The 23,714-nt window shown below is 70.0% G+C and carries 17 protein-coding genes and 1 pseudogene; 10 read left to right on the top strand and 8 right to left on the bottom strand.

All coding sequences use genetic code 11. From position 1 onward, the window contains the following. The first annotated feature begins 22 nt into the window (after positions 1 to 22). On the top strand, positions 23 to 1,213 hold the full coding sequence (locus ABZX79_RS34245) for a serine hydrolase domain-containing protein (protein ID WP_355266736.1): 1,191 nt from the start codon (positions 23 to 25) through the stop codon (positions 1,211 to 1,213). Between the two features lie 114 nt (positions 1,214 to 1,327). Here ABZX79_RS34245 and ABZX79_RS34240 read toward each other — a convergent pair whose 3' ends face one another. Then, complete coding sequence (locus tag ABZX79_RS34240) at positions 1,328 to 2,818, bottom strand: SulP family inorganic anion transporter (RefSeq protein WP_355266733.1); 1,491 nt, start codon at positions 2,816 to 2,818, stop codon at positions 1,328 to 1,330. A gap of 125 nt (positions 2,819 to 2,943) precedes the next feature. Between ABZX79_RS34240 and ABZX79_RS34235 the strand changes: the two genes are divergently transcribed. Genes ABZX79_RS34235 through ABZX79_RS34225 form a run of 3 tightly spaced genes read left to right on the top strand, consistent with a single transcriptional unit; the run spans position 2,944 to position 6,065 of the window. Next, entirely contained in the window at positions 2,944 to 3,348 is a 405-nt protein-coding gene (locus tag ABZX79_RS34235) for a MerR family transcriptional regulator (protein WP_355266730.1), read from the top strand. A gap of 60 nt (positions 3,349 to 3,408) precedes the next feature. Next, entirely contained in the window at positions 3,409 to 5,457 is a 2,049-nt protein-coding gene (locus tag ABZX79_RS34230) for an NADPH-dependent 2,4-dienoyl-CoA reductase (protein ID WP_355266727.1), read from the top strand. A gap of 26 nt (positions 5,458 to 5,483) precedes the next feature. Next, positions 5,484 to 6,065, top strand: a complete 582-nt coding sequence (locus tag ABZX79_RS34225; protein WP_355266724.1) for a PadR family transcriptional regulator — start codon at positions 5,484 to 5,486, stop codon at positions 6,063 to 6,065. Positions 6,066 to 6,098: 33 nt separating this feature from the next. On the opposite strand, the gene ABZX79_RS34220 is transcribed toward ABZX79_RS34225, so the two are convergent. Next, positions 6,099 to 6,314 (bottom strand): EF-hand domain-containing protein, encoded by a 216-nt coding sequence (locus ABZX79_RS34220; RefSeq protein WP_214974808.1) that lies wholly within the window; start codon positions 6,312 to 6,314, stop codon positions 6,099 to 6,101. 463 nt (positions 6,315 to 6,777) lie between these two features. On the opposite strand from ABZX79_RS34220, the gene ABZX79_RS34215 reads away from it, so the two are divergent. Then, on the top strand, positions 6,778 to 7,968 hold the full coding sequence (locus ABZX79_RS34215) for a cytochrome P450 (RefSeq protein WP_355266721.1): 1,191 nt from the start codon (positions 6,778 to 6,780) through the stop codon (positions 7,966 to 7,968). Between the two features lie 69 nt (positions 7,969 to 8,037). On the opposite strand, the gene ABZX79_RS34210 is transcribed toward ABZX79_RS34215, so the two are convergent. The 6 genes from ABZX79_RS34210 to ABZX79_RS34185 all read right to left on the bottom strand — a co-directional run bounded on the left by ABZX79_RS34210 (position 8,038) and on the right by ABZX79_RS34185 (position 14,635). Further along, complete coding sequence (locus ABZX79_RS34210; RefSeq protein ID WP_355266718.1) at positions 8,038 to 9,216, bottom strand: YncE family protein; 1,179 nt, start codon at positions 9,214 to 9,216, stop codon at positions 8,038 to 8,040. After that, on the bottom strand, positions 9,213 to 10,004 hold the full coding sequence (locus tag ABZX79_RS34205) for a polysaccharide deacetylase family protein (RefSeq protein ID WP_355266715.1): 792 nt from the start codon (positions 10,002 to 10,004) through the stop codon (positions 9,213 to 9,215). Before ABZX79_RS34205 ends, ABZX79_RS34210 begins: the two co-directional genes overlap by 4 nt. Positions 10,005 to 10,389: 385 nt before the next feature. Continuing rightward, entirely contained in the window at positions 10,390 to 10,905 is a 516-nt protein-coding gene (locus ABZX79_RS34200; protein ID WP_355266712.1) for an ATP-binding protein, read from the bottom strand. Positions 10,906 to 11,164: 259 nt separating this feature from the next. After that, positions 11,165 to 11,932, bottom strand: coding sequence for an enoyl-CoA hydratase-related protein (locus ABZX79_RS34195; protein WP_214974804.1), 768 nt, complete (start codon positions 11,930 to 11,932; stop codon positions 11,165 to 11,167). Positions 11,933 to 12,012: 80 nt separating this feature from the next. Further along, positions 12,013 to 13,275 carry an Ig-like domain-containing protein gene (locus tag ABZX79_RS34190; protein WP_355266709.1) on the bottom strand — a complete coding sequence of 421 codons (1,263 nt, stop codon included), beginning with the start codon at positions 13,273 to 13,275 and terminating at the stop codon, positions 12,013 to 12,015. 160 nt (positions 13,276 to 13,435) lie between these two features. After that, entirely contained in the window at positions 13,436 to 14,635 is a 1,200-nt protein-coding gene (locus ABZX79_RS34185) for an Ig-like domain-containing protein (RefSeq protein WP_355266706.1), read from the bottom strand. Between the two features lie 166 nt (positions 14,636 to 14,801). On the opposite strand from ABZX79_RS34185, the gene glgX reads away from it, so the two are divergent. The 5 genes and pseudogenes from glgX to ABZX79_RS34160 all read left to right on the top strand — a co-directional run bounded on the left by glgX (position 14,802) and on the right by ABZX79_RS34160 (position 23,459). After that, positions 14,802 to 17,102, top strand: coding sequence for a glycogen debranching protein GlgX (gene glgX / locus ABZX79_RS34180; RefSeq protein WP_355266703.1), 2,301 nt, complete (start codon positions 14,802 to 14,804; stop codon positions 17,100 to 17,102). Positions 17,103 to 17,146: 44 nt separating this feature from the next. Beyond that, positions 17,147 to 18,966 (top strand): annotated as a pseudogene (locus ABZX79_RS34175) (ABC transporter ATP-binding protein). Next, complete coding sequence (locus tag ABZX79_RS34170; RefSeq protein ID WP_355266700.1) at positions 18,963 to 20,999, top strand: ABC transporter ATP-binding protein; 2,037 nt, start codon at positions 18,963 to 18,965, stop codon at positions 20,997 to 20,999. The pseudogene ABZX79_RS34175 and the gene ABZX79_RS34170 overlap by 4 nt, the downstream one beginning before the upstream one ends. 50 nt (positions 21,000 to 21,049) lie before the next feature. Further along, positions 21,050 to 21,178 (top strand): hypothetical protein, encoded by a 129-nt coding sequence (locus ABZX79_RS34165; protein WP_355266697.1) that lies wholly within the window; start codon positions 21,050 to 21,052, stop codon positions 21,176 to 21,178. A 253-nt stretch (positions 21,179 to 21,431) separates the two neighbouring features. After that, the gene (locus ABZX79_RS34160; protein WP_355266694.1) at positions 21,432 to 23,459 is read left to right on the top strand and encodes a M4 family metallopeptidase; all 2,028 of its coding nucleotides are present in this window, start codon (positions 21,432 to 21,434) and stop codon (positions 23,457 to 23,459) included. The last annotated feature ends 255 nt before the right edge of the window (positions 23,460 to 23,714 follow it).

Genomic DNA, 23,714 nt, shown 5'->3' with positions numbered 1-23,714 from the left:
CGACTGCCGCCTGGAGGGCCCGATGAGCCAGCCCACGCCCCAGCCCGTGCCCCCGCCCGTGCCGGAGATCCACGGCCACTGCGCCGACCGGTTCGCCGCCGTGCGCACCACGTTCGAGGAGAACTTCCGGGAGCGCGGGGAACTGGGCGCGGCCGTGACCGTGCGGGTCGACGGGGAGACCGTGGTCGACCTGTGGGGCGGCTGGGCCGACGCCGCGCGCAGTCGGCCGTGGGAGCGGGACACGCTGGTCAACGTGTGGTCGACGACCAAGGGGCCGACGGCGCTGTGCGCCCATCTGCTGGCCGACCGCGGGCTGCTCGACCTCGACGCCCCGGTCGCCTCGTACTGGCCTGAGTTCGCAGCCGCCGGCAAGGAAGCCATTCCCGTACGCCATCTCCTGTCGCACCGCGCGGGGCTGGCCGGGCTGCGCGAGCCGCACACCTTCGCCGAGCTGTACGACTGGGAGCTGACCTGCGCGCGGCTGGCGGCGACCGAGCCCTGGTGGGAGCCGGGCACGCGGTCCGGCTATCACGCGATCACGTACGGCTTCCTGGTCGGTGAGGTCGTCCGGCGCGTTACGGGCCTGCTGCCGGGCGAGTTCCTGCACCGGGAGGTCACCGGGCCGCTCGGCATCGACTTCACGATAGGACTGCCGGAGAAGGAAGCCGGACGGGCCGCCGAGCTCGTGCACCCCCGGGCGGAGCCCACCAGCGAACAGGCGGCACTGTTCGCGGCGCTGGAGCCCGTCGCCCTCGCAGCCCTGCTCAATCCTGGTCCCGGAGCGGCCCAGGCCAACACCCCGGAATGGCGGGCCGCCGAGATCCCCGCGGCCAACGGCCACGGCACGGCCCGCGCGGTGGCCGCCCTGTACGAGATCTTCGCCCGGCGCGGCCGCTCCGGCGAGCACCGCGTCCTCTCCCCCGAGGCCGCCGAGCGGGCCCGCGAGGGGCAGGGCAGCTGCCGGGACCTGGTGCTCGGCGCGGGCTTCGGCCACGACACGGAGATCGGGCTCGGCCTGTGGCTGAGTGGCCCGCGCGGCTCGTACGGCCCCAACCCACGGGCCTTCGGCCACGACGGCTTCGGCGGCTCCTGCGGCCTCGCGGACCCCGAGGCGGGCATCAGCATGGGGTACGTCATGAACCGCATGGGCCCGAACATCGCCGACGACCCCCGCAAGATGGCGCTGGTGGAGGCCGTTTACAGCGCGCGGTGACCGGCGCTCTGGAAAATGCCGCTCAGCGGCACCCTCCAGCCCCTCCGGCGTTTGAGGAGCGGGGTCTGGGGCGGAGCCCCAGTCCAGGTGGACGCCCCCTGGTGGGGGCGTCCCTCAGTGGCCGCCGCCGAGTTCGCCGCTCAGCGTGCCGTGCATCTTCGCGCTGTAGAGGTTCAGGCCGACGATCTCGACCGTCTTGCCCCGGTGTTCGTACTTCGTCGTGATCGCGTCCAGCGCGGCGACCGACGACGCGTCCCAGATGTGCGCCGCCGTCAGATCGATGACGACCCGCTCCGGTCCGCCCTTCGTGTAGTCGAACTGCTCGACCAGCTCGTTGGACGACGCGAAGAACAGTTCGCCGGTGACCGTGTAGACGATCCGTCCGCCGTCCTCGTCGGTGACCGCGGTGACATCGACCAGGTGCGCGACGCGCTTGGCGAAGATGACCATGGCCGTGATGGAGCCGACGACCACACCGATGGCCAGGTTGTGCGTCGCCACCACGCACAGCACGGTGACGGCCATGACGGTGGTCTCGCCCACCGGCATCCGCTTGAGCGTCTTCGGCGCGATGGAGTGCCAGTCGAACGTGGCCACCGACACCAGGATCATCACCGCGACCAGTGCCGCCATCGGGATGTCCGAGACGACGGGCCCGAAGACGATGCACAGCACCATCAGGAAGACGCCCGCGAGGAACGTCGACAGGCGGGTACGCGCACCCGATGCCTTGACGTTGATCATGGTCTGGCCGATCATCGCGCAGCCGCCCATGCCGCCGAAGAAGCCGGTGACGATGTTGGCGATGCCCTGGCCGATGGACTCGCGGGTCTTGCTGGAGTGCGTGTCGGTGATGTCGTCGACCAGTTTGGCCGTCATCAGCGACTCCATCAGGCCCACCAGCGCCATCGCCAGCGCGTACGGCGCGATGATCTTCAGCGTGTCCAGCGTGAACGGCACGTCCGGCAGCCCCGGTACCGGCAGGGACGACGGCAGATCACCCTTGTCGCCGACGTTCGGTACGGCGATCCCGGCGGCCAGCGTGACCGTCGTGAGGATGACGATGGAGACGAGCGGCGCCGGAACCGCCCTGGTGATCCGGGGGAAGAGCACCATGAGCGCCAGCCCCGCCGCGACCAGCGGATACACCATCCACGGAACGTCGGTGAGCTCCGGCACCTGGGCCATGAAGATCAGGATCGCGAGCGAGTTGACGAAACCGACCATCACCGAACGCGGCACGAACCGCATCAGTTTCGCGACCCCGAGCGCTCCGAGAACGATCTGGAAGACGCCCGCAAGAATGACGCAGGCGATCAGGTACCCGAGGCCGTATTCACGGTTGAGCGGGGCGATGACCAGGGCCACCGCTCCCGTCGCCGCCGAGATCATCGCCGGCCGGCCGCCGACGAACGCGATGGTGACGGCCATCGTGAACGACGCGAAGAGACCGATGCTCGGGTCGACACCGGCGATGATCGAGAACGAGATCGCCTCGGGGATCAGCGCGAGCGCGACCACCAGGCCGGCCAGGAACTCGGTACGGAAGACCTTGGGGGAGAGCCAGACGGGGCGGGCCGGGCGGGGCAGGGCGAAGGAGGGCAAGAGAATAGAGCCTGTCGTGCGCAGGGGGGACCGGGACCGGCATTCACCGGCGCGGGGCAACTCTACCCTGACGTTAGGGTAGAGATCGCGACGGGCGTACGACGACGGACGAGAGGCCACCGGGCGTGGACAGCAAGCACATGCAGATCGGCGAGGTCGCGACCAGGACCGAGCTGTCCCTGCGGACCATCCGGCACTACGAGGAGACCGGCCTGGTCACCCCGTCCGCCCGCTCCCAGGGCGGCTTCCGTCTCTACACCGAGGCCGACGTCGCGCGCCTGATGGTCGTACGCCGCATGAAGCCGCTCGGATTCACGCTGGACCAGATGCGGGACCTGCTGGACGCCACCGACCGGCTCGACGCGCCCGAGCCGCCGACGGAGGACGAGCGGGAGGCACTGCTGGAGCGCGTGCGGGGCTTCGAGCGGGCGGCCGCCGAGCGCGTGAGCGATCTGCGGACCCAGCTCGAACGGGCCGAGGAATTCGCCCGCACTCTGCACGAGCGCACCACGCGGGTGTTGCCGAAGTAACACGGCCGCCCTTATGCAACTTGTTGCACAACACGTCCCGCGTGGACTACACATTGCGGCATGAGTCCGACGACTGAGTACCCGCATCTCCTGAGCCCCCTCGACCTGGGCTTCACGACCCTCCCCAACCGCGTGCTGATGGGTTCGATGCACGTCGGACTCGAAGAGGCCGAGCGCGGCTTCGAGCGGATGGCCGAGTTCTACGCGACCCGCGCCCGCGGCGGCGTCGGCCTCATGGTCACCGGTGGCATAGCCCCCAACGACCGCGGCCGCCCCTACCCCGGCGGCGCGAAGCTGACCACGCCCGAGGAGGCCGCGCAGCACCGGCAGGTGACCGACGCCGTGCACCGCGAGGGCGGCAGGATCGCGATGCAGATCCTGCACTTCGGGCGGTACGCCTACCACCCCGACCTCGTCGCCCCCAGCGCGATCCAGGCCCCCATCAGCCCGTACACGCCGAACGCGCTGACCGACGCCGAGGTCGAGGAGACCATCGAGGACTTCGTCCGTGCGGCGCACCTGGCCAAGTCGGCGGGCTACGACGGCGTGGAGATCATGGGGTCCGAGGGCTACCTGATCAACGAGTTCATCGCCGCCCACACCAACCACCGCGACGACCGGTGGGGCGGCTCGTACGAGAACCGCATGCGCTTCCCGGTCGAGATCGTCCGCCGCGTGCGTGAGCGCGTGGGGCCCGACTTCATCCTCATCTACCGGCTCTCGATGCTCGACCTGGTCCCGGGCGGCTCGTCCCTCGACGAGGTCATCACGCTCGCCCGCGAGGTCGAGGCGGCCGGCGCGACCATCATCAACACCGGCATCGGCTGGCACGAGGCCCGCATCCCCACCATCGCGACCTCCGTGCCGCGCGGCGCGTACGCCTGGGTGACCAAGCGCGTCATGGGCTCGGTGAACATCCCCCTCGTCACGACCAACCGCATCAACACCCCCGAGCTCGCCGAAGAACTCCTCGCCGACGGCTGCGCGGACATGGTCTCGCTCGCCCGCCCATTCCTCGCCGACCCCGACTTCGTCGCCAAGGCCAAGGCCGGCCGCTCCGACTCCATCAACACCTGCATCGGCTGCAACCAGGCCTGTCTCGACCACACCTTCAGCGGCCTGATCACCTCCTGCCTGGTCAACCCGCGCGCCTGCCACGAGACCGAGCTGGTCCTCTCCCCCACCCGTCGCTCCAAGCGCGTCGCCGTCGTCGGCGCCGGTCCGGCCGGGCTCGCCTGCGCGGTGACGGCGGCCGAGCGCGGCCACGCGGTGACGCTGTACGACGCCTCCGACGTGATCGGCGGCCAGCTCAACATCGCGCGCAAGGTGCCCGGCAAGGAGGAGTTCAACGAGACGCTGCGCTACTTCCGCAACCAGCTCGACGAACACGGCGTAGAGGTACGTCTCGGGGCGCACGCCACCGCCGAATCCCTCACCGCCGCCGGCTACGACGAGATCGTCCTGGCCACCGGCGTCACCCCGCGCATCCCGCGGATCGAGGGCATCGACCACCCCAGCGTCGTCAGCTACCTCGACCTCCTGCGCGACGACGCGAAGGCGGGCGACCGTGTCGCGGTCATCGGCGCGGGCGGCATCGGCTTCGACGTGGCCGAGTTCCTGACGGATACGTCGTCGGACCCGGCCGGCACCGACTCCGCGAGCCTCAGCCCCGAGGTCTTCTTCGCCCAGTGGGGCGTCGACATGGAGTACGGCTCGCGCGGCGGCCTCCAGGCCCCGGTCCGCGCCCCGCAGACCCGCACCGTCACCCTGATCCAGCGCAAGGCCACCAAGGTCGGCGCCGGGCTCGGCAAGACCACCGGCTGGATCCACCGCACCGAGCTCAAGCACCGCGGGGTCACGATGGTCGCGGGCGCGGCGTACGACCGTATCGATGACGAAGGACTGCACGTCACGGTCGACGGCGAGCAGCGGCTGATCCCCGTCGACACGGTCGTCCTGTGCACCGGCCAGGAACCGCGCCGCGAGCTGTACGACACGCTGCTCGCCGCCGGACTGCCCGTGCACCTCATCGGTGGCGCGGACGTGGCCGCCGAGCTGGACGCCAAGCGCGCGATCCGGCAGGGGACGGAGCTCGCGGCCACCCTGTGACGCGGAGCCCTGCCTAGGATGCGCTCATGTCCCTCCCGTACGCGATCCTCACCGCCCTGCTCGAAAAGCCGTCGTCCGGGCTGGAGCTGACCCGCAGGTTCGACAAGTCCATCGGCTACTTCTGGTCCGCCACGCATCAGCAGATATACCGCGAGCTGGCCAAGCTGGAGCAGTCCGGTGCGATCCGGGCCCTGCCCCAGCCGGAGCAGCCGACGCGCGGGCAGAAGAAGGAGTACGAGGTCCTGCCGGCCGGGCGCGACGAACTGGCCGCGTGGGTGGGGAAGATAGAAGATCCCAAGCCGATCCGCGACGCACTCCTGCTGCGCCTGCGCGCGGCGGGAGTGGTGGGCACGCAGGGCCTGGAGGCGGAGGTACGCCGCCATCTGGTGCTCCACCGCGCGCAGTTGGCGGAGTACCGGGCGATCGAGGAACGCGACTTCGGCGAGGACAAGGACAGTCAGAGCGACCGGCTGCGGCATCTGGTGCTGCGCGCCGGGATCGACCTGGAGAACTTCTGGGTCGGCTGGCTCGAGGCTGCTCAGGCCGAGCTCGAGGACCTCAAAGGCACGGCCGCGGATGCGCGTACGGGCCCGGAATCCACGCCCTGAGCGGGGGAGTTCCGGGCCCGTACCGTACGACGGTCAGCCCTTGTTCTGGGACGCCCAGAACTCGTCGAAGGTGAGCTTGCCGTCGCCGTTGCTGTCGTGGGAGTTGATCACGGCCTGGGCCACCGTCTCGGTGACGTAGGGGTCACCGAGCTGCGCCATGACGCTCTTGTACTCGACCGCCGAGATCGTCCCGTCCCCGTTGACGTCGTACCGCTCGAAAGCCTTGCGCGCCGACTCGATGTCCGCCATGGATGGACCCACCCCTTCTGGTGCTGATCAGAACCCGAACAGATTAACGGGCCGATCGCCGGCCCTGTCGGCCGGTGGGCTCGGAGGCACTGATGGTGGCGCGCTGAAGTATTTCTCCGTAAAACTCTCCGCGCGGGACAGTGGCTTTTCCGCCCCGGAGTGCTTAGTTCCGGCCAATAGCAGGGGCCGCTTCGTAACTCTCCGCCGCCGGGCGATAACTTCATGGCGTCGCCGCCACACCAGGAGCACAGGGCTCCCCGGGACTAGCGGCGCCAAGGGCGTTTCCATCAGTGGCCATTACGACTGACGTATTGACGATCCGGCCCTACACCCCCCAATGCCACACCATCTCCTCCGAGGGCGTCCATGCCCCGATAGGCCACGGACGACGAATCCGTGACGGATCATCAGCGCTCTGCCTGTGCCGTCGTAAAACTCGATGCCTACGGAAGGACTGCGGACGATGACCGACAAGCTGCTTGAATTCCCCCTCTCCCGACGGGGCGACGTACTCCCCGAAGAGTGTTCCTGGCTTCGGGAGCAGCAGCCTGTGGCCCGGGTGCGCACACTCACCGGTGACAGCGCCTGGCTGGTGAGCAGCTACGCGCTGGCCAAACAGGTGCTGGAGGACGAGCGGTTCAGCCTCAAGGACACGGCCACCCCCGGCGTGCCGCGGCAGTACGCGCTGACCATCCCGCCCGAAGTCGTCAACAACATGGGGAACATCAACAGCGCCGGGCTGCGCGGTGCGGTGATGAAGGCGCTCAACCCGCGTGCGGGCGCAGGCCTTGACGGCTGGCTGCGCATCACGGCGGACCGGCTCATCGACGACCTGATGGCCTGGGGGCCGCCGGTGGACCTCCGGGCGGGGTTCGCCGACCCCTTCTCGGCGGCGCTGCACTGCAAGGTTCTCGGGGTGCCGTTCGAGGACTGGCCGCGGCTCATGTCGAGCCTGGACATCGCGTTCATGACCAGCGCGCACCCCTTCGAGGGCTCGAAGCTCAACTGGTACAAGGACGTCGGCTACATGGTGGAGCGGCTGAACGCTCCCGCGTCCGAACGCTCGGGGCTGCTGGGTGAGTTGGCGGCGCTGCGCGAAGACGCCGAGTCGGCGCATCTGACGGACGAGATGCTCGCCACCGTCGCCGCCTCGCTGTTCGGCGCGGGCGCGGTCTCGACCTCCGCCTTCCTGGTGCTGGCGGTGCTCGCGCTGCTCCAGCGGCCGGAGCTGATCGGGTATCTGCGCAACCATCCCGACCGGATGGGCCGGGCCGTCGACGAACTGTTGCGCTGGAATCTGTCGATAGGAGACGGCCTGCCGCGGCTCGCGCTCGCCGACGTACAGCTCGGTGACGTGCTCGTACGCAAGGGAGACCTGGTCCTAGTCCTCGTCGAGGGCGCCAACTTCGACCCGGAGGTCTTCGAGGACCCCCAGACGCTGAACCTGAACCGCGAGCACAACCCGCATCTGGCCTTCGGCGGCGGCCGGCACTTCTGCCCGGCGTCGGCGCTGGGGCGCGCGCACGCGGAGACGGCGCTGGCGGCGCTGGTGGACCGGATGCCGCGGCTGGGTCTCGCGGTCCCGGCGGAGCAACTGGTGTGGCGTACGGGCTTCATCAAGCGCTTGCCGGAGCGGCTGCCGGTGCTCTGGTAGGCGGCCGGGAGCAGGTAACCGGGGGTTCGCCCCGGACCCCGCTCCTCGAACGCCTCAGCGGCCGGCGGTTCAGCGGAAGATGCCGGTGTGGCCCAGCGAGTAGCGGCCCGGCTGGGGGTAGACCGCCAGGCCGTGCGGGCCGCCGCCGACCGGGATGCGGGCGAGCTGCTTGCCGGTGGTGGTGTCGATCGCGTACACCTCCGAGTCGTAACGCCCGGACAGCCACAGCACCTTGCCGTCCGCCGAGACACCGCCCATGTCGGGGCTTCCGCCGTCCGGCAGGTGCCACTTCTTCGTCAGCTTGTTCTTCCCGAAGTCGAAGACAGAGATGGAACCCTCGCCCCGGTTGGAGACGTACATCTCCTTGGAGTCACGCGAGACGTACAGACCGTGGCAGCCCTTGCCGGTCGGCAGCAGCTTGGGGGTGGTGAACTTCGCGCCGTCCAGGACCCACATGCCGTGCGCCATCATGTCCGCGATGTAGATCGTCTTGCCGTCGGGCGAGATCTTCACGTCCTGCGGCATCGCGCCCTCGAACGGAAGCTTCTGCTGGCCGACGACCTTCATCTTCTCGGTGTCGACCTTCAGCAGCTCGCCGGAGAACTCGCAGGAGACGACGAAGTACCGTCCGTCGGCGGAGAAGTCGGCGTGGTTCACGCCGGCGCAGCTCACCGGCACGGTCTTGACGCGGTCCATGGTGTGCGGATCGCGGAAGACCAGTTCGCGGTCCATCGACGCCATGACGACGGCGTACTTGCCGTTGGGCGTGAAGTAGAGGTTGTACGGGTCGTGCACCTCCACCGGCTTGCCCACCGCGCCCGTCGCGGGGTTGATCGGGGTGAGGGTGTGACCGCGGTTGTTGTTGACCCACAGGGTCTTCATGTCCCAGGACGGGACGACGTGCTGCGGCTGGACGCCCACCGGGATCGTCTCGATGACTTTGTACGTCTTGGGGTCGATCACCGACACCGTGTTGGAGTTGGTGTTGGGGACGTAGACGCGCGACGGGAAGTTCTTGACGACCGGTGACAGCTGGTTCGGCCGGTCCGCGGCGTACACGTCCTTGGTGTCGAGCACCGGCGGCATCCCCGGCAGTCCGGGCGGCGCGGTCTTCTTCACCTTGGCGGGCGGGGCGACGCCCTTGGTGCCGCGGGCCTCGGCCGGGCCCGAGGGGTCGGCGCAGCCCGCGAGGGCCGCCAGGAAGGCGCCGGCGAGCAGCGCGGTCGTACGTCGAATGATCGTCGTCATCGGGTCAGCAGCTCCGTGGTCGTCACCGCGCGCAGGCCGCGGCGGTCGAGTTCGTCGAGGAGGGCGGGCAGGGCGGTGACCGTGTCGGCGTAGCCGAGGTGCAGGCTCACCACGGATCCGTTGCGGATTTCCCCGGCGATTTTCCGGGTGACGGCCGGGGCGCCGGGCGAGGTGAAGTCGAGCGAGTCGACGTCGTATGAGAGGACGTGCGGATAGCCCGCCCGGCGCGCCAGCCGCTGCACGAGCGGAGTGGCGTACTGGGTGCGCGAGGGGCGGAACCAGGTGCCGATGGAGCCGGTGAGCCGGCGCAGCCGGTCCGCGCAGCCGCTGATCTCGGCGTACGCCTCCCGCTCCCCCATGGCCGAGATGGTGAGGTGGCGCTGGGTGTGGTTGCCGAGGTCGTGGCCGCCGTCGAGGATCCGGCGGGCGAGCGCCGGATGGGCGTCGAGCCAGCTGCCGACCGCGAGGACGGTGAGGCGGGCGCCGGCCCGCTCGGCCTCGGCGAGCACGGCCTTCGCGATGGCCGGGTCACCCTGGCCGTGGAAGGTGAGGGCGACCCGGGGGCGGTCGCGCGGGCCGCGGGTGATCTGGACGGGCAGGCCGGGGAAGCGGTGGGGGGCGGGGGCGGGGCGCGGTGCCGCGGGCGGTGCGGGGAGCGACGGTACGGGGGCGGGTGACCCGGCGCCCGCGCCGCAGCCGGTGGCGAGCGCTCCCGTGACGGCCGCCCCGGCCGCTCCCGCTCCCGCGCGCAGCACACTGCGGCGGCATGTCAGTGTCACGCGCCCCATTTAAGGGGTAATGCGAGCAAAAGCTAATGATTGAGCCGATTCGGGGCCTAGTGGGTCGCCACGCGCGAGCCGCCCCACACCTCCTGCTGGTATGGATTCACTCGCTTGCACCCATACTTATGCGAGCATTACCAGGCAAGTGGCTCAGCTCACCTGCGATTCATCTCGCGAATTTCCAACCTTGGGCGGTTTTGCCCCAGCACGGGCTTTTGGCGCCGTGCTCACCTGTCTGCCATAGTCGGGCTACGACCCCCATTGACCCGGGCCAGGTCGTCATCAAAGCGGCCGTGGATCACACCCCCCCGTTCCACGGCGCTCCACAAAAGCCCCCGAAGAGCCGCACCCCGGCCGCAGGGGGCTTTTGTGTACCCGTCAGCTTGTACGGTCAGCGCTCGACGGCGCGGTCGCTGACCCGCATCTCGAACCAGGTGGTCTTGCCGCGCGGCAGCAGATCCACGCCCCACCGGTCGGAGAGCTTGTCGACGAGGAAGAGCCCGCGGCCACTGGTGTCGAGTTCGCGCACCGGCATCAGGCACGGGAGGCCGCGCGACGGGTCGCGCACCTCGATCCTTATCCAGCCCCTGCGGCGCAACATGCGCAGCCCGAAGACGCGGGCGCCGGTGTGCCGCACGGCGTTGCCCACGAGCTCCGAGACGAGCAGCACCGCGTACTCCGCGGTCTGCGGGGAGAGCCCCCACTGGCGGAACACCACGCAGTGCGTGAGCCGCCGCGCCGTGGCCGCCGACTCCGGACGGGAGGGCAGCCGGACTTCTTCATCTGTCGGATTCCCGAACAACTCCACCGCTTTGAACGCTTGTTCGTCCTCTACGGACGGCGTCCACCGCGCGGCAGTCGCGCTGCCGCGCGGCCGCGGTTGCTCCACACCCTCCAGCCCCGCCATGCCCCCATCATGGCCGCCCGCGGGGCCGCCCGGGGCCGTTCCGGGGGATTCAGTCCCCCGGAACGACCCCGCCCCGGGGTGCGAATTGGCATATGCCAGTGGCAGCAAAGTGCCCGCCGTACCCCATACGACCTGCGGTGACGTACCGCTTCCGGCTGATCACCGAACCCCTGCCGCAAGGCGCCCTTCAGGCTGCGTTAAGGCTGGGTTAAACCGCCCGGGAGGATTACGCGCCACATTCACGCCAACTTGCCGTGCGTCACAGGAACTTGGCCTTGCCGGGCCCCTCCTCGACGAAACTGCGCATGCCGCGCTCCCGGTCCTCGGTGGCGAACAGCCCGGCGAACCAGTTGCGTTCGATGGTGAGCCCGGTGTCCACGTCCGTCTCCAGCCCCGCGTCGACGCACTCCTTGGCCGCCCGCAGCGCCATCGCGGGACCCTGCGCGAGCTTCGCGGCCCAGGCGTGGGCCTGCTCGTACACCTCGGCCGCCGGGACGACCCTGTCGACCAGGCCGATCGCCAACGCCTCGTCGGCGCGCACCTGCCGCCCGGTGAAGATCAGGTCCTTGGCCTTGGAGGGACCGACCAGCCGCGCGAGCCGCTGCGTGCCGCCCGCGCCGGGGATCAGGCCGAGCAGGATCTCGGGCTGGCCGAGCTTGGCGTTGTCGCCGGCGATACGGAAATCGGCGCACAGGGCGAGCTCGCAGCCGCCGCCGAGCGCGTAGCCGGTGACCGCGGCGACGACGGGCTTCGGGATGCGGGCGACCGCGGTGAACGAGTCCTGGAGGGCCTTGGAGCGTACGACCATCGCCGCATGGTCCATCACCTGCATCTCCTTGATGTCCGCGCCGGCCGCGAACACCTTCTCGCCGCCGTAGATGACCACGGCGCGCACGTCGTCGCGCCGGGTCGCCTCCTCGGCGAGCTCGCGCAGCCGGTCCTGGGTCGCGATGTCCAGTGCGTTCATCGGGGGGCGTGCCAGGCGGATGGTGCCGACGCCCTCGGAGACTTCGAGATTCACAGTCATACGAGCGAGGTTAGCCCCCGTTAACGACAACGGGCCTGGTGCTGTGAACAACAGCACCAGGCCCCTACGTACAGCGTGTGCTACTTCTTCCACTCCGCCCAGGACATGTTCCAGCCGTTGAGGCCGTTGTCCGGCTGGATCTGCTTGTCGTGGGAGTTCTTCACGACGACCACGTCACCGAGGATCGAGTTGTTGAAGAACCAGGCGGCCGGGGCCTGCTTGTCCCACCCGCCCCGCACGTCCCGCAGACCCACGCACCCGTGGCTGACGTTGGCCGACCCGAAGGTGCCCGCGCCCGCCCAGTAGTTGCCGTGGATGAAGGTGCCCGAGGTGGACAGGCGCATGGCGTGCGGCACGTCCTTGATGTCGTACTCGCCGCCGAAGCCCACGGTGGCGCCGTTCATGCGCGTCACCGCGTACTTCTCGCTGATGACCATCTGGCCGTTGTACGTCGTCGTCGACGGGGCGCCCGCGGTGATCGGGATGGTCTTGAAGACCTTGCCGTCGCGCTTGACCACCATCTTCTTGGCACTGGCGTCCACGACGCTGACCTGACTGCGGCCGACCGTGAACTTCACCGTCTTCGTCTGCTTGCCGTACACACCGGGCCGGCCCTCGACGCCGTCGAGGTTCAGCTTCAGCGTCACCTTGGTGCCCGCGGCCCAGTACTTCTCGGGGCGGAAGTCGAGGCGGTCGTTGCCGAACCAGTGGCCCTCGATCGGCACCGACGGCTCGGCCGTGACCTTGACCGCCTTCTCGACGTCCTCGGGGGCGGTGATGCCTCGGCTGAAACGCAGCGAGACGGGCATTCCGACGCCGACCGTCGAGCCGTCCTCGGGCGTGAAGTAGCTGACGAAGGTGTTCTTCGGTACGAGCGTCGTGAAGGTGGTGTCCTTCGCGGACTCACGGCCCTCGGAGTCCTTCGCGATCGCGTGGACCTTGTACTTGGTCGCGGCGGCGAGGTGGTGCGTCGGCTCCCAGGCGGTGCCGCCCGCGGTGATCTTTCCCTCGACCTCGTTGCCCTTGGTGTCCTCGACCGTGACGGACGTCAGCTTGCCCTTGTCCGCGCCGATCTTCAGAGCACCGCTCGTGGCGACGTTCTTCGCCTCGTCCTTGGGCGCGATCGTCACGACGGCCTGCGACGCCTTGGTGTCGGCGGCCTTCCCCGCCCCGTCCTTCTTGCCCTTGCCGTCGCCACCGCCGGAGTCACCGCTTCCGCCGCACGCCGTGACGAACAGCAGCATCGCCCCCAGCAGCAGAGCCAGCAGTCCAGGGCCCCCGCGCCGAGATCCGCGCCCCCGCCGCGCTCCGGCCGATGTCCCCGATATCGGCTGCCTTTTCACTTTTCGTTCTCCCCTCGCACGGCCTGGCCTCAGCCATGGCCCGCACCCCCACCGCGCAGCAACCGCGCGCCTGGTGAATGGTAATCACACCGGCCGGGTCCCGGGATCCCGGTATATGTCACCGTTCAGTTCCAAGTGCCGGTGAGACGGGGAGGGAGAATCACTTCACCGCGGAACCGGCCTTCCAGCGGTTCCAGTGCATGTTCCAGCCGCCGAGGCCGTTGTCGGGAGCGACCTTCCGGTCGCGGGAGTTCACCACTTCCACCACATCCCCGATGAGGGTGCGGTCGAAGAACCAGCCCCCCGGAGTGTCCGGACTGCCGCCTTTCACATCGCGCAGCCCGATGCATCCATGGCTCGTGTTGGCCGATCCGAACGTCTTCGCCGGTGCCCAGTAGTTGCCGTGCAGGAAGGTCCCCGAAGCCGTCAGCCGCATCGCGTGCGGGACGTCCGGGATGTCGTACTCGCCGCCGAAGCCGACGGTCCTGCCGTCCATCCGGGTGACGTCGTACAGCTCGGTGACGACCATTTTCCCGTTGTACGTCGTGCTCTTCGGCGCCCCCGCGCTGACCGGCACGCTCACCGGCTTCTCGCCGTCGCGCCGTACCACCATGGTGTGCGCCTCCGCGTCCACCGTGGACACCTGGGAGCGGCCGACCGTGAAGCCGACGGCTTTGTGCTGGATGCCGAACACGCCGGGCGCCGCCTCGACGTCGCGCAGCCGCAGGTCGACGCTGACGCGGGTCCCCGGCTTCCAGTATGCGCGCGGCCTGAAGTCGAGGCGCTGGGTGCCGAACCAGTGGCCCGACACCTCTACCGGCGGCTGCGAGGTGACCTTGATGGCGCGTTCGACGGCGGCGCGGTTGACGACGGCACGGTTGAAGGAGAAGGAAACGATCATTCCAGTGCCGACGGTGGACCGGTTCTCCGGCTTGAAGTAGCCGATGAACCGGTGCTCGGGGACGACCGTCGTGAAAGAGGTGCGCCGGGCGGAGCGCCGGCCGTGTCCGTCGAGGGCGACCGCGTCGACCGTGTACTTGGCGGCCAGCCGCAGCGGTCCGGCGTCCGGCCGCCAGCTCAGCCCGTCGTCCGCGATCCGGCCGGTGACCTCGTGCTGGTCGGCGTCCTCGACCCGTACGACCTGAACCCGCTCCAGCCGTCCGTCGGGGACCCTCACCTCGATACGGCCGTCGGCCCTGATGTCCTTCGCACCGTTCCCGGGAACGATCCGGATGTGGTCCTTGGGCGAACGCGGCTTCCCGCCGAACAGCGAATCGCCGTCGGCCGTGCATCCCGCGAGCCCTGCGATCAGTCCCGCCCCTGCCAGTAGGGCGGCCAGGGCCGCCCGTGCGCGTCTCACTGCGTCTCTCACGTCCGGCCCAACGACCGCCCCCCTCCAGGGGAAACGTGAGTACGAGCCTCGTTACGGGAAGAACAGGTGGGAGGACCGCGCGAGGGGGCCACGGCCGGGACGCCGTACGGCCTCAAGGATCCGCCGGTCCCAACGAGCCGCGGGAGGCTTACAGGTGTCCAGCGCAGCCGAGCAGGAGGCAGTACAGGAGGCGGTGCCGGCAGCGGTGCCCGAGGCGGCGGGCGACAGCCGCCCCGCGGCCGCCCCGGCCGCGGTCAACGGGCGGCGCCCGGGCCACGACCCGGGCCGGCCACGCGTGTGGCCGGGCGCGCCGACTCCGCTCGGGGCGCGCTTTCGCGTCGGCCCCGACGGTGTCGCGGGCACCAATTTCGCGCTGTGGGCGGGCGGGGCCGAGGCCGTCGAGGTGTGCCTCTTCGACGAGGACGGTAACGAGACGCGCTGCCCGCTGACCGAGCTGACCCACGAGATCTGGCACGGCTTCGTGCCGGGCGTACGGGCGGGGCAGCGCTACGGCTTCCGGGTGCACGGCCGCTGGGACCCGTGGACGGGCGCGCGCTGGAACCACGCGAAGCTGCTCCTCGACCCGTACGCACGTGCCGTGGACGGGGACTTCACGCTGCCCGGTGAGGTGTACGGGCACGTCAGGGACTGGCCGCAGCAGAACGTCGCGGACACCGTGCGCGACGACCGGGACTCGGCGCCGTTCGTCCCCAAGGGTGTGGTGGTGCACGACGACGCGCCCGACGACGACTGGGTGGACGACCGGCGGCCCAAGACGCCGTGGGCGGACTCCGTCATCTACGAGCTGCACGTGCGCGGCTTCACCAAGCTGCACCCGGGCATTCCCGAGGAGCTGCGCGGTACATACGCCGGACTGGGGCATCCGGCGGCGATCGAGCATCTCCAGCGGCTGGGGGTGACGGCGGTCGAGCTGCTGCCGGTGCACCAGTTCGCCCACGAGGATCACCTGCTGCGGCGCGGCCTGCGCAACTACTGGGGCTACAACTCCATCGGCTACTTCGCGCCGCACGCCGCCTACGCGGCGTCGGGGACGGCCGGGCAGCAGGTCGGCGAGTTCAAGGAGATGGTGCGGGCCCTGCACGCGGCCGGCATCGAGGTCATCCTCGACGTCGTCTACAACCACACGGCGGAGGCCGGCGAGCTGGGGCCCACGCTGTCGCTGCGCGGCATCGACAACCGCGGCTACTACCGCCTCCAGGCGGACGCACGCCGGTACGCCGACTACACGGGCTGCGGGAACACCCTGCACGTCGTACAGCCGAACGTCCTGCGGCTGATCACCGACTCGCTCAGGTACTGGGTCACCGAAATGGGCGTGGACGGCTTCCGGTTCGACCTGGCGGCGGCGCTCGCACGCTCGATGCACGACGTCGACATGCTGTCGCCGTTTCTCGCGGTGATCGCGCAGGATCCGGTGCTGCGGCGGGTGAAGCTGATCGCCGAGCCGTGGGACGTGGGGAACGGCGGTTATCAGGTGGGCGCCTTTCCCCCGCTCTGGACGGAGTGGAACGACCGCTACCGGGACGCTGTACGGGACTTCTGGCGGGGTGCGCTGCCGGACGTACGTGACCTGGGGTACCGGCTGTCCGGGTCGAGCGACCTGTACGCGTGGGGCGGCCGTCGCCCGTACGCCTCCGTCAACTTCGTCACCGCGCACGACGGCTTCACGCTGCGGGACCTCGTGTCGTACCACCAGAAGCACAACGCGGCGAACGGGGAGGGCAACCGGGACGGGACGAACGACAACCGGTCGTGGAACTGCGGCGCGGAGGGGGAGACGCAGGACGCCGGGGTGAACGCGCTGCGCCGACGGCAGCTGCGGAACCTGGTGACGACGCTGCTGCTGTCGACGGGCGTGCCGATGCTGGTCGCGGGCGACGAGATGGGGCGTACGCAGGGCGGCAACAACAACGCGTACTGCCAGGACAACGAGGTCAGCTGGATCGACTGGTCGCTGCTCGAGGACCCCGGCTGGCGGGAGCTCTTCGAGCTGACGTCCCGCCTGCTGGCCCTGCGGCACGCGCATCCGGTGCTGCGCCGCCGCGCGTTCTTCTCGGGGCGGGCGCAGGCGGCGGACGGGCTGCGCGACCTGGCGTGGTTCACCCCGCGCGGCGAGGAGATGACGCAGCAGGACTGGTACGCGCCGGCCTCGACCGTGGGCTTCTATCTGTCCGGCCGTGACATTCCGGGGCGCGACGCGCGCGGAGCGAAGATCACGGACGACAGCTTTCTCGCCGTACTGCACGCGGGGGACAGTCCGGTGAACTTCGTGCTGCCGGGGCCGCCGTGGGCGCGGACGTACGAACTGGTCGTGGACACGTCGCAGGAGAGCCAGGAGGCAGCGCCGGGGACGGTGCACCTGGCGGGCCGGGCGATCACCGTGCCGGGCAGATCGGTGCTTCTGCTGAAGGCGGCCAGTACGGCTACGGCTTAAAAACCAGTGAGCGCTGTCAGTGGTGAACCGTACGCTCGATCCTGATGACCGGAACGGATGCTCCCACCAAGGACCGATCGGCCGTACGTTCACTGCTGCGCCTGTGGCCATACGTACGCCCGGTGCGCACCCGCCTGGCCTGCGCGGCGTTCGTCGCGGTGCTGGCCTCCTGCCTCGGCCTGGTCATCCCGCTGGTCCTGAAGTGGATCGTGGACGGTCCGGTCGCGGACCGGGACCCGGGCGGGGTGTGGCTCGGCGCGCTCTACCTGCTGCTGCTCGGGCTCACGGAGGCGGCGCTCTTCGGGCTGCGGCGGTGGCTGGTGGCGCGGCCGCTGGCCGGGGTGGAGGCGGCGATGCGGGGCATCTGTACCGGCATCTGCAGCGGCTGCCGGTGGCTTTCCACGACCGGTGGCCGTCGGGGCAGCTGCTGTCGCGCGGGACTACGGATCTGATGCTGCTGCGGATGTTCCTGGCGTTTCCGCTGACATTCCTGCTGGTCAACGGGGTGACGATCCTGGTCGGTTTCGTCATTCTGCTGCAACAGCAGTGGTCGCTGGGGCTGGTGCTGCTGGCGCCCGTTATTCCGCTGGTGGTGCTGTGCTGGGTGTTCGAGTCGAAGTACTCCCTGGTCGCGCGGCGGTCCCAGGATCAGGTCGGCGACCTGACGACGGTCGTCGAGGAGAGCGTGCTCGGTATCCGCGTCATCAAGGGGTTCGGCCGGCACCGCAGTCAGGCGCAGGCCTTCCGTGAGCTGTCGCTGACGCTGCGGGGCACGGAGCTGACGAAGGCCCGGCTGCTGGCCGGCATATGGGCCGTGATCACGGCTCTGCCGGAACTGGCGATCGGCGCGGCGCTGGTGCTCGGCACGGTGCAGGTCGCCGACGGCGAGCTGTCGGCGGGCACGCTGGTGGCGTTCCTGTCGACGGCACTGGCGCTGCGCTGGCCGGTGGAGTCGATGGGCTTCCTGCTCGCGATCAGCCAGGACGCGGCGACGGCGACCGAGCGGTACTTCGAGGTGATGGACGCGCGGGAGGAGACGGAGGGGGGCGCGCCCTCGCTCACGGCAGCTCCGGGCCGGGACGGGATCGCCTTCGAGGCGGTCGAGTTCCGATACCCCGACGCGTCCCCCGGAACTCCGCCCGTCCTGGCCCACATCGATCTGCACGTACGGCCGGGCGAGACGATGGCCCTCGTCGGAGCCACCGGGAGCGGCAAGACGACGCTCACCACGCTCGTACCGAGGCTGCACGAAGTGACGGGCGGGCGGATCACGCTCGACGGGCAGGACATCACGGCCCTACCGCGCGAGCGGCTGCGGGAGCTGGTGTCCGTCGCCTTCGAGGAGCCGACGCTGTTCTCGGCGAGTGTCGGCGAGAACGTCCTGATGGGCGCGGGCGGCGGCACGGACGAACCCGATCAGGACCTGGACCGGGCCCTGGACCGGGCCCTGGACACCGCGCAGGCCGGCTTCGTACACCGGCTGCCGCAGGGCACGGCCACGCAGGTCGGCGAGCAGGGGCTGAGCCTGTCCGGCGGCCAGCGGCAACGGCTGGCGCTGGCCCGGGCGGTGGTGGGCAGGCCGCGCTTCCTCGTGCTCGACGATCCGCTGTCGGCGCTCGACGTGCATACGGAGGCACTGGTGGAGGCGGCGCTGCGGCGGGTCCTGGCGGACACGACGGCGCTCGTCGTCGCACACCGCCCGTCCACCGTGCTGCTCGCGGACCGGGTGGCGCTGCTTTCCGCCGGCCGCATCACGGCCGTCGGCACGCACCACGAACTGCTGCACAACAGTGCCGAGTACGCGTGGCTGATGTCCGGAACGGCTGACGACCGGCCCGTCGGCGAAAAGGGGGCCAAAGCATGACTACGACCGCGAACGGCCGGACAAACGCCGACAGCACGGACGGAACCGAGCCGCAGCCCGGCACCGCGGCCGCCGCCGGGGCAGAAGCCGGGGGCGCGGACGAGGCCGGGGCGGAAGCCGGAAACACTGTTCACGTCGAGGCGAAAGCCGCAGGGCCGGCCAACGTCCAGGCGCACACCGGAGACCCGGCCAACACCACACCGCAAACCGGCAGCCCGGCCGACGTCGAGGCGCAGCGGGGTGGGGATCCCTTTGACCGGGACGCGTTACCCGCGCCCAAGGGGGCTACCGGGGCGCTGTTGCGGTCGCTGTTGCGGCCCCGGCGGGTCAGGGTCGGCGTCGCCACGCTACTCCTGCTGCTCCAGCAGGCGGCGGTGCAGGCGGGGCCGCTGCTCGTCGCGTACGCCATCGACCGCGGCGTACCGGCCCTGCGACGCGACGACTTCGGGCCGCTGGTCACCGTCGCGGCCGGCTATCTGCTGTGCTCGGTCGGCGCGGGCCTGCTCCAGTACGCCTTCGTCCGGCTCGCCGCCCGCGTCAACCAGGACGTACTCCTCGATCTGCGCGGCAGGATCTTCCGGCACGCGCAGGCGCTGAGCGTCGACTTCCACGAGCGGTACACGTCCGGGCGGCTGATCTCCCGGTCGACTACCGATGTGGAGTCGCTGCGGCAGCTGCTCAGCGAGGGTTTGCAGGAACTGATCGGTGTCATCCTCTCCTGCGTCTACATCTGCGCGCTGCTGCTGTATCTCGACGCGGGCATCGGCGGGCTGGCGGTGCTGTCGTTCGTACCGCTCTATCTGCTCATCCGGCGCTACCGGGCCCGCGTCTCCGTCATCTTCAGCAAGCGGTCGACGGCGATCGCCGCCGTCATCGTGAAGTTCGCGGAGACGATGAACGGCATCCGGCCGGTACGGGCGTTCCGGCGCGAGAAGGCGAACGACGCCGAGTTCGGCGTGCTCAACCACCGCCACGAGCGGACGAACGGCGACGGCCTGCTGGAGATGGCCCAGTACGTCGTCGGCTCCCGGCTGGTCGCCAACACCGCGGTCGCCGGGATGGTCCTGTGGGGCGCCTACCAGGTCGCGGACGGCAGGCTGGAGCTCGGCGTCCTCGCCGCCTCCGTGCTCTACCTGCGGCGGCTCTACGACCCGATCGACCGGCTCGGGATGTTCCTCAACTCCTACCAGTCGGCCGCCGCTTCCCTGGAGAAGATCGCGGGTCTGCTCGCCCAGACGCCGACCGTCCGCGAACCGGCCGAGCCGCGTGAACTGCCCGCCCTCGGGGACGGGGGGCCGGGCCGTGAGGTCGTCTTCGACGACGTCAGCTTCGCCTACCGCACCGGCGGCGAGGTCCTGCCGCGCTTCAGCCTGACGCTGCCGGCCGGCCAGACCGTCGCCGTCGTCGGCTCGACGGGCGCGGGCAAGTCGACACTCGCCAAGCTGCTGGCCCGCTTCTACGACCCGACCGGGGGCCGCGTCCTCCTCGACGGCACCGACCTGCGCGATCTCGCCGTGCCCGAACTGCGCCGCGGGGTGGTGATGGTGACCCAGGAGGCGTTCCTGTTCTCCGGTACGGTCGCCGAGAACATCGCCATCGGCCGCCCCGACGCCACCCGCGAGGACATCGAGCAGGCGGCGAAGGCGATCGGTGCGCACGACTTCATCAGCGGTCTGCCCGAGGGGTATGACACGGACGTACGCAAGCGGGGCGGCCGCATCTCGGCGGGCCAGCGGCAGCTGGTCGCCTTCGCCCGCGCGCTGCTCGCCGACCCCGCGGTGCTGATCCTCGACGAGGCGACGTCGTCCCTGGACGTCCCGGGCGAGCGGGCGGTGCAGCGCGCGATGGACACGGTGCTGCGCGGGCGTACGGCCGTGGTGATCGCGCACCGGCTGTCGACGGTGGAGATCGCCGACCGGGTGCTGGTGATGGAGCACGGCCGCATCGTCGAGGACGGCTCCCCCAGTGAACTCATCGGCGGCAGGGGCCACTTCGCCGGCCTGCACCGCGCCTGGCGCGACAGCCTGGCCTGATCGGTTCGCGGTGGCCGCGCTGCTGCTGTCGGCGCCACCACTGCTCGCGGGTGGCACTGCTCGGCAAGGTCCTGGTCGCCCAGGAGCACCACGTGTTCCTGGGCACGGTCCGGGACAATCCCAGCGACTGGCGCCGGCGCACGTCGCACTGGTCGCCGTACTGGAAGACCGGACGGTGATCGCCGTCGCGCACTGTTCATGGCCGGTTCCGGACGCCGTACGGCCTCGCGGTGAACAGCCCAGAAGCGTCCGTTTAACGAACATGACTATTCGGGCAACGGACGAATTCCGGCCAACTTCTTGACGCGGTCCTGACAGCGGGTGCTCACCCCTGTCACTCTTCCCCCGTTCCGCGCTTCACCTTGCTCCGCACGGCTCTGCCCGGGCAGCCCACCCAAGCCGCCCGCCACCCCCCTTGCAGAAGGAGTTCGCGTGAGATCCACGCCCAGACGACGTGCCGCCGCGACCGGCGCGCTGCTCACCGCCGCAGCACTGCTCACCGTCGGCGTACAGGCCGGCACCGCGACGGCCGACGATCCCCAGGCCGCCGCCCCGAAGACCGCCGCAGCGGGGAAGGCCGACCCCGGCGCCCTGCCCGCGAAGCTCTCCCCCGCCCAGCGTGCGGAGTTGATACGCGAGGCCAACGCCACCAAGGCGGCCACCGCCAAGGACCTCGGGCTCGGCGCCAAGGAGAAGCTCGCCGTACGCGACGTCGTCCAGGACCGCGACGGGACCACCCACACGCGGTACGAGCGCACCTACGACGGACTCCCGGTCCTCGGCGGCGACTTGATCGTCGCCGAGACCAAGGCCGGCAAGACCGAGGGCGTGACCAAGGCCTCCAAGGCGCAGCTCAAGTCCATCGACATGAGCGCCGAGGTCGCTCCCGCCGTCGCCGAGAAGCAGGCGCTGGGCGCCGCGAAGGCCGAGGGGTCGAAGAAGACCGAGGCGGACCGTGCCCCGCGCAAGGTCGTGTGGATGGGGCAGGGCAAGCCCACGCTCGCGTACGAGACGGTCGTCGGCGGCCTGCAGCACGACGGCACCCCCAACGAGCTGCACGTCGTCACCGACGCCTCCACCGGCAAGAAGATCTTCGAGTGGCAGGCCATCCACAACGGCACCGGCAACACCCAGTACAGCGGCCAGGTGACGGTGGGCTCCGCCCCCTCGTACACGCTGACCGACACCGGGCGCGGCAACCACAAGACGTACAACCTCAACAGGGGTACGTCGGGCACCGGCACCCTCTTCTCCGGCCCGGACGACGTCTGGGGTGACGGCACCCCGCAGAACCTGGAGACGGCGGGTGCGGACGCGGCGTACGGCGCGGGCCTGACGTGGGACTACTTCAAGAACGTGCACGGGCGCAGCGGCATCCGCGGTGACGGCGTCGGCGCGTACTCCCGGGTCCACTACGGCAACGCGTACGTCAACGCCTTCTGGTCGGACTCCTGCTTCTGCATGACGTACGGCGACGGGGCCGGCAACGCCAAGCCGCTCACCTCGATCGACGTCGCCGCGCACGAGATGACGCACGGCATCACCTCCAACACCGCGGGCCTGGTCTACAGCGGTGAGTCGGGCGGCCTCAACGAGGCGACGTCCGACATCTTCGCGGCGGCGGTCGAGTTCAACGCCAACAATCCGAAGGACGTCGGCGACTATCTCGTCGGCGAGAAGATCGATATTCGCGGCAACGGCACGCCGCTGCGCTACATGGACAAGCCGAGCCGGGACGGCTCGTCGAAGGACGCCTGGTACTCGGGCATCGGCAGCATCGACGTCCACTACTCGTCCGGTCCGGCGAACCACTGGTTCTACCTGCTCTCCGAGGGCAGCGGACCGAAGACCGTCAACGGGGTCAGCTACGACTCGCCGACCTCCGACGGCCTGCCGGTGACCGGCATCGGCCGGGAGAAGGCCGCGCTGATCTGGTTCAAGGCGCTCACGACGAAGTTCGGGTCGTCGACGAACTACGCGGGTGCGCGGACCGGGACGCTCGCTGTCGCCGGTGAGCTGTACGGCACCACCAGCGCGGAGTACAAGGCGGTGGCGGACGCGTGGGCCGGCGTCAACGTCGGGACGCGTCCCGGTGGCGGCGACCCGGGAACGGGCACGTCGTTCGAGAACACCACGGATGTCGCCATCCCGGACAACGGGGCGGCGGTCACCTCGTCGGTCACGTCGACCAAGACGGGTGCGGCGCCGAGCACGCTCAAGGTGGGCGTGGACATCGTTCACACGTGGCGCGGTGACCTGGTCATCGACCTGCTGGCGCCGGACGGTACGGCGTACCGGCTGAAGGGCTCCAGCGGCTCGGACTCCGCGGACAACGTCAAGGAGACGTACACGGTGAACGCGTCGTCCGAGACGGCCAACGGGGTCTGGAAGCTCAAGGTCCAGGACGTGGCGGCACAGGACACCGGCTACATCAACAGCTTCAAGGTGACGTTCCCGTAGTAACACGGGGAACGGATCGAGCGGTGTCGGGGGAACACTCGTTCCGCCGGGGCCGCTCGGCGTGCGGGCTAATTTCCCCTACCCGCCCCTTCCCGAAACTGGGGGCAAGCCCCAGCCCCCAGACAACACAGACGCCCTCCGGGCGTGTCCTCAATCGCCGGACAGGCTCCTATGGAGCCTGTCCGGCGATTGAGGAGCGGGGGGAGGGGCCGCGCCCCAGTGGGCGGAAAGAGCACCTCACCCCAAAACTAGCCC

It is taken from the genome of Streptomyces sp. NPDC002994 (assembly GCF_040611155.1).
GTDB lineage: Bacteria > Actinomycetota > Actinomycetes > Streptomycetales > Streptomycetaceae > Streptomyces.
The sequence above is the reverse complement of the archived record's forward strand: the minus strand, read 5'-3'. Positions and strand labels throughout refer to the sequence as shown.

What these genes read in the sequence shown, in the direction of transcription:
- ABZX79_RS34220 (WP_214974808.1), bottom strand. Translation starts at nt 6,314, where the DNA reads ATGGCGGACATCGAGTCGGCGCGCAAGGCTTTCGAGCGGTACGACGTC.
- ABZX79_RS34225 (WP_355266724.1), top strand. Translation starts at nt 5,484, where the DNA reads ATGTCCCTCCCGTACGCGATCCTCACCGCCCTGCTCGAAAAGCCGTCG.
- ABZX79_RS34205 (WP_355266715.1), bottom strand. Translation starts at nt 10,004, where the DNA reads ATGGGGCGCGTGACACTGACATGCCGCCGCAGTGTGCTGCGCGCGGGA.
- ABZX79_RS34245 (WP_355266736.1), top strand. Translation starts at nt 23, where the DNA reads ATGAGCCAGCCCACGCCCCAGCCCGTGCCCCCGCCCGTGCCGGAGATC.
- ABZX79_RS34195 (WP_214974804.1), bottom strand. Translation starts at nt 11,932, where the DNA reads ATGACTGTGAATCTCGAAGTCTCCGAGGGCGTCGGCACCATCCGCCTG.
- ABZX79_RS34170 (WP_355266700.1), top strand. Translation starts at nt 18,963, where the DNA reads ATGACTACGACCGCGAACGGCCGGACAAACGCCGACAGCACGGACGGA.
- ABZX79_RS34200 (WP_355266712.1), bottom strand. Translation starts at nt 10,905, where the DNA reads ATGGCGGGGCTGGAGGGTGTGGAGCAACCGCGGCCGCGCGGCAGCGCG.
- ABZX79_RS34210 (WP_355266718.1), bottom strand. Translation starts at nt 9,216, where the DNA reads ATGACGACGATCATTCGACGTACGACCGCGCTGCTCGCCGGCGCCTTC.
- ABZX79_RS34230 (WP_355266727.1), top strand. Translation starts at nt 3,409, where the DNA reads ATGAGTCCGACGACTGAGTACCCGCATCTCCTGAGCCCCCTCGACCTG.
- ABZX79_RS34215 (WP_355266721.1), top strand. Translation starts at nt 6,778, where the DNA reads ATGACCGACAAGCTGCTTGAATTCCCCCTCTCCCGACGGGGCGACGTA.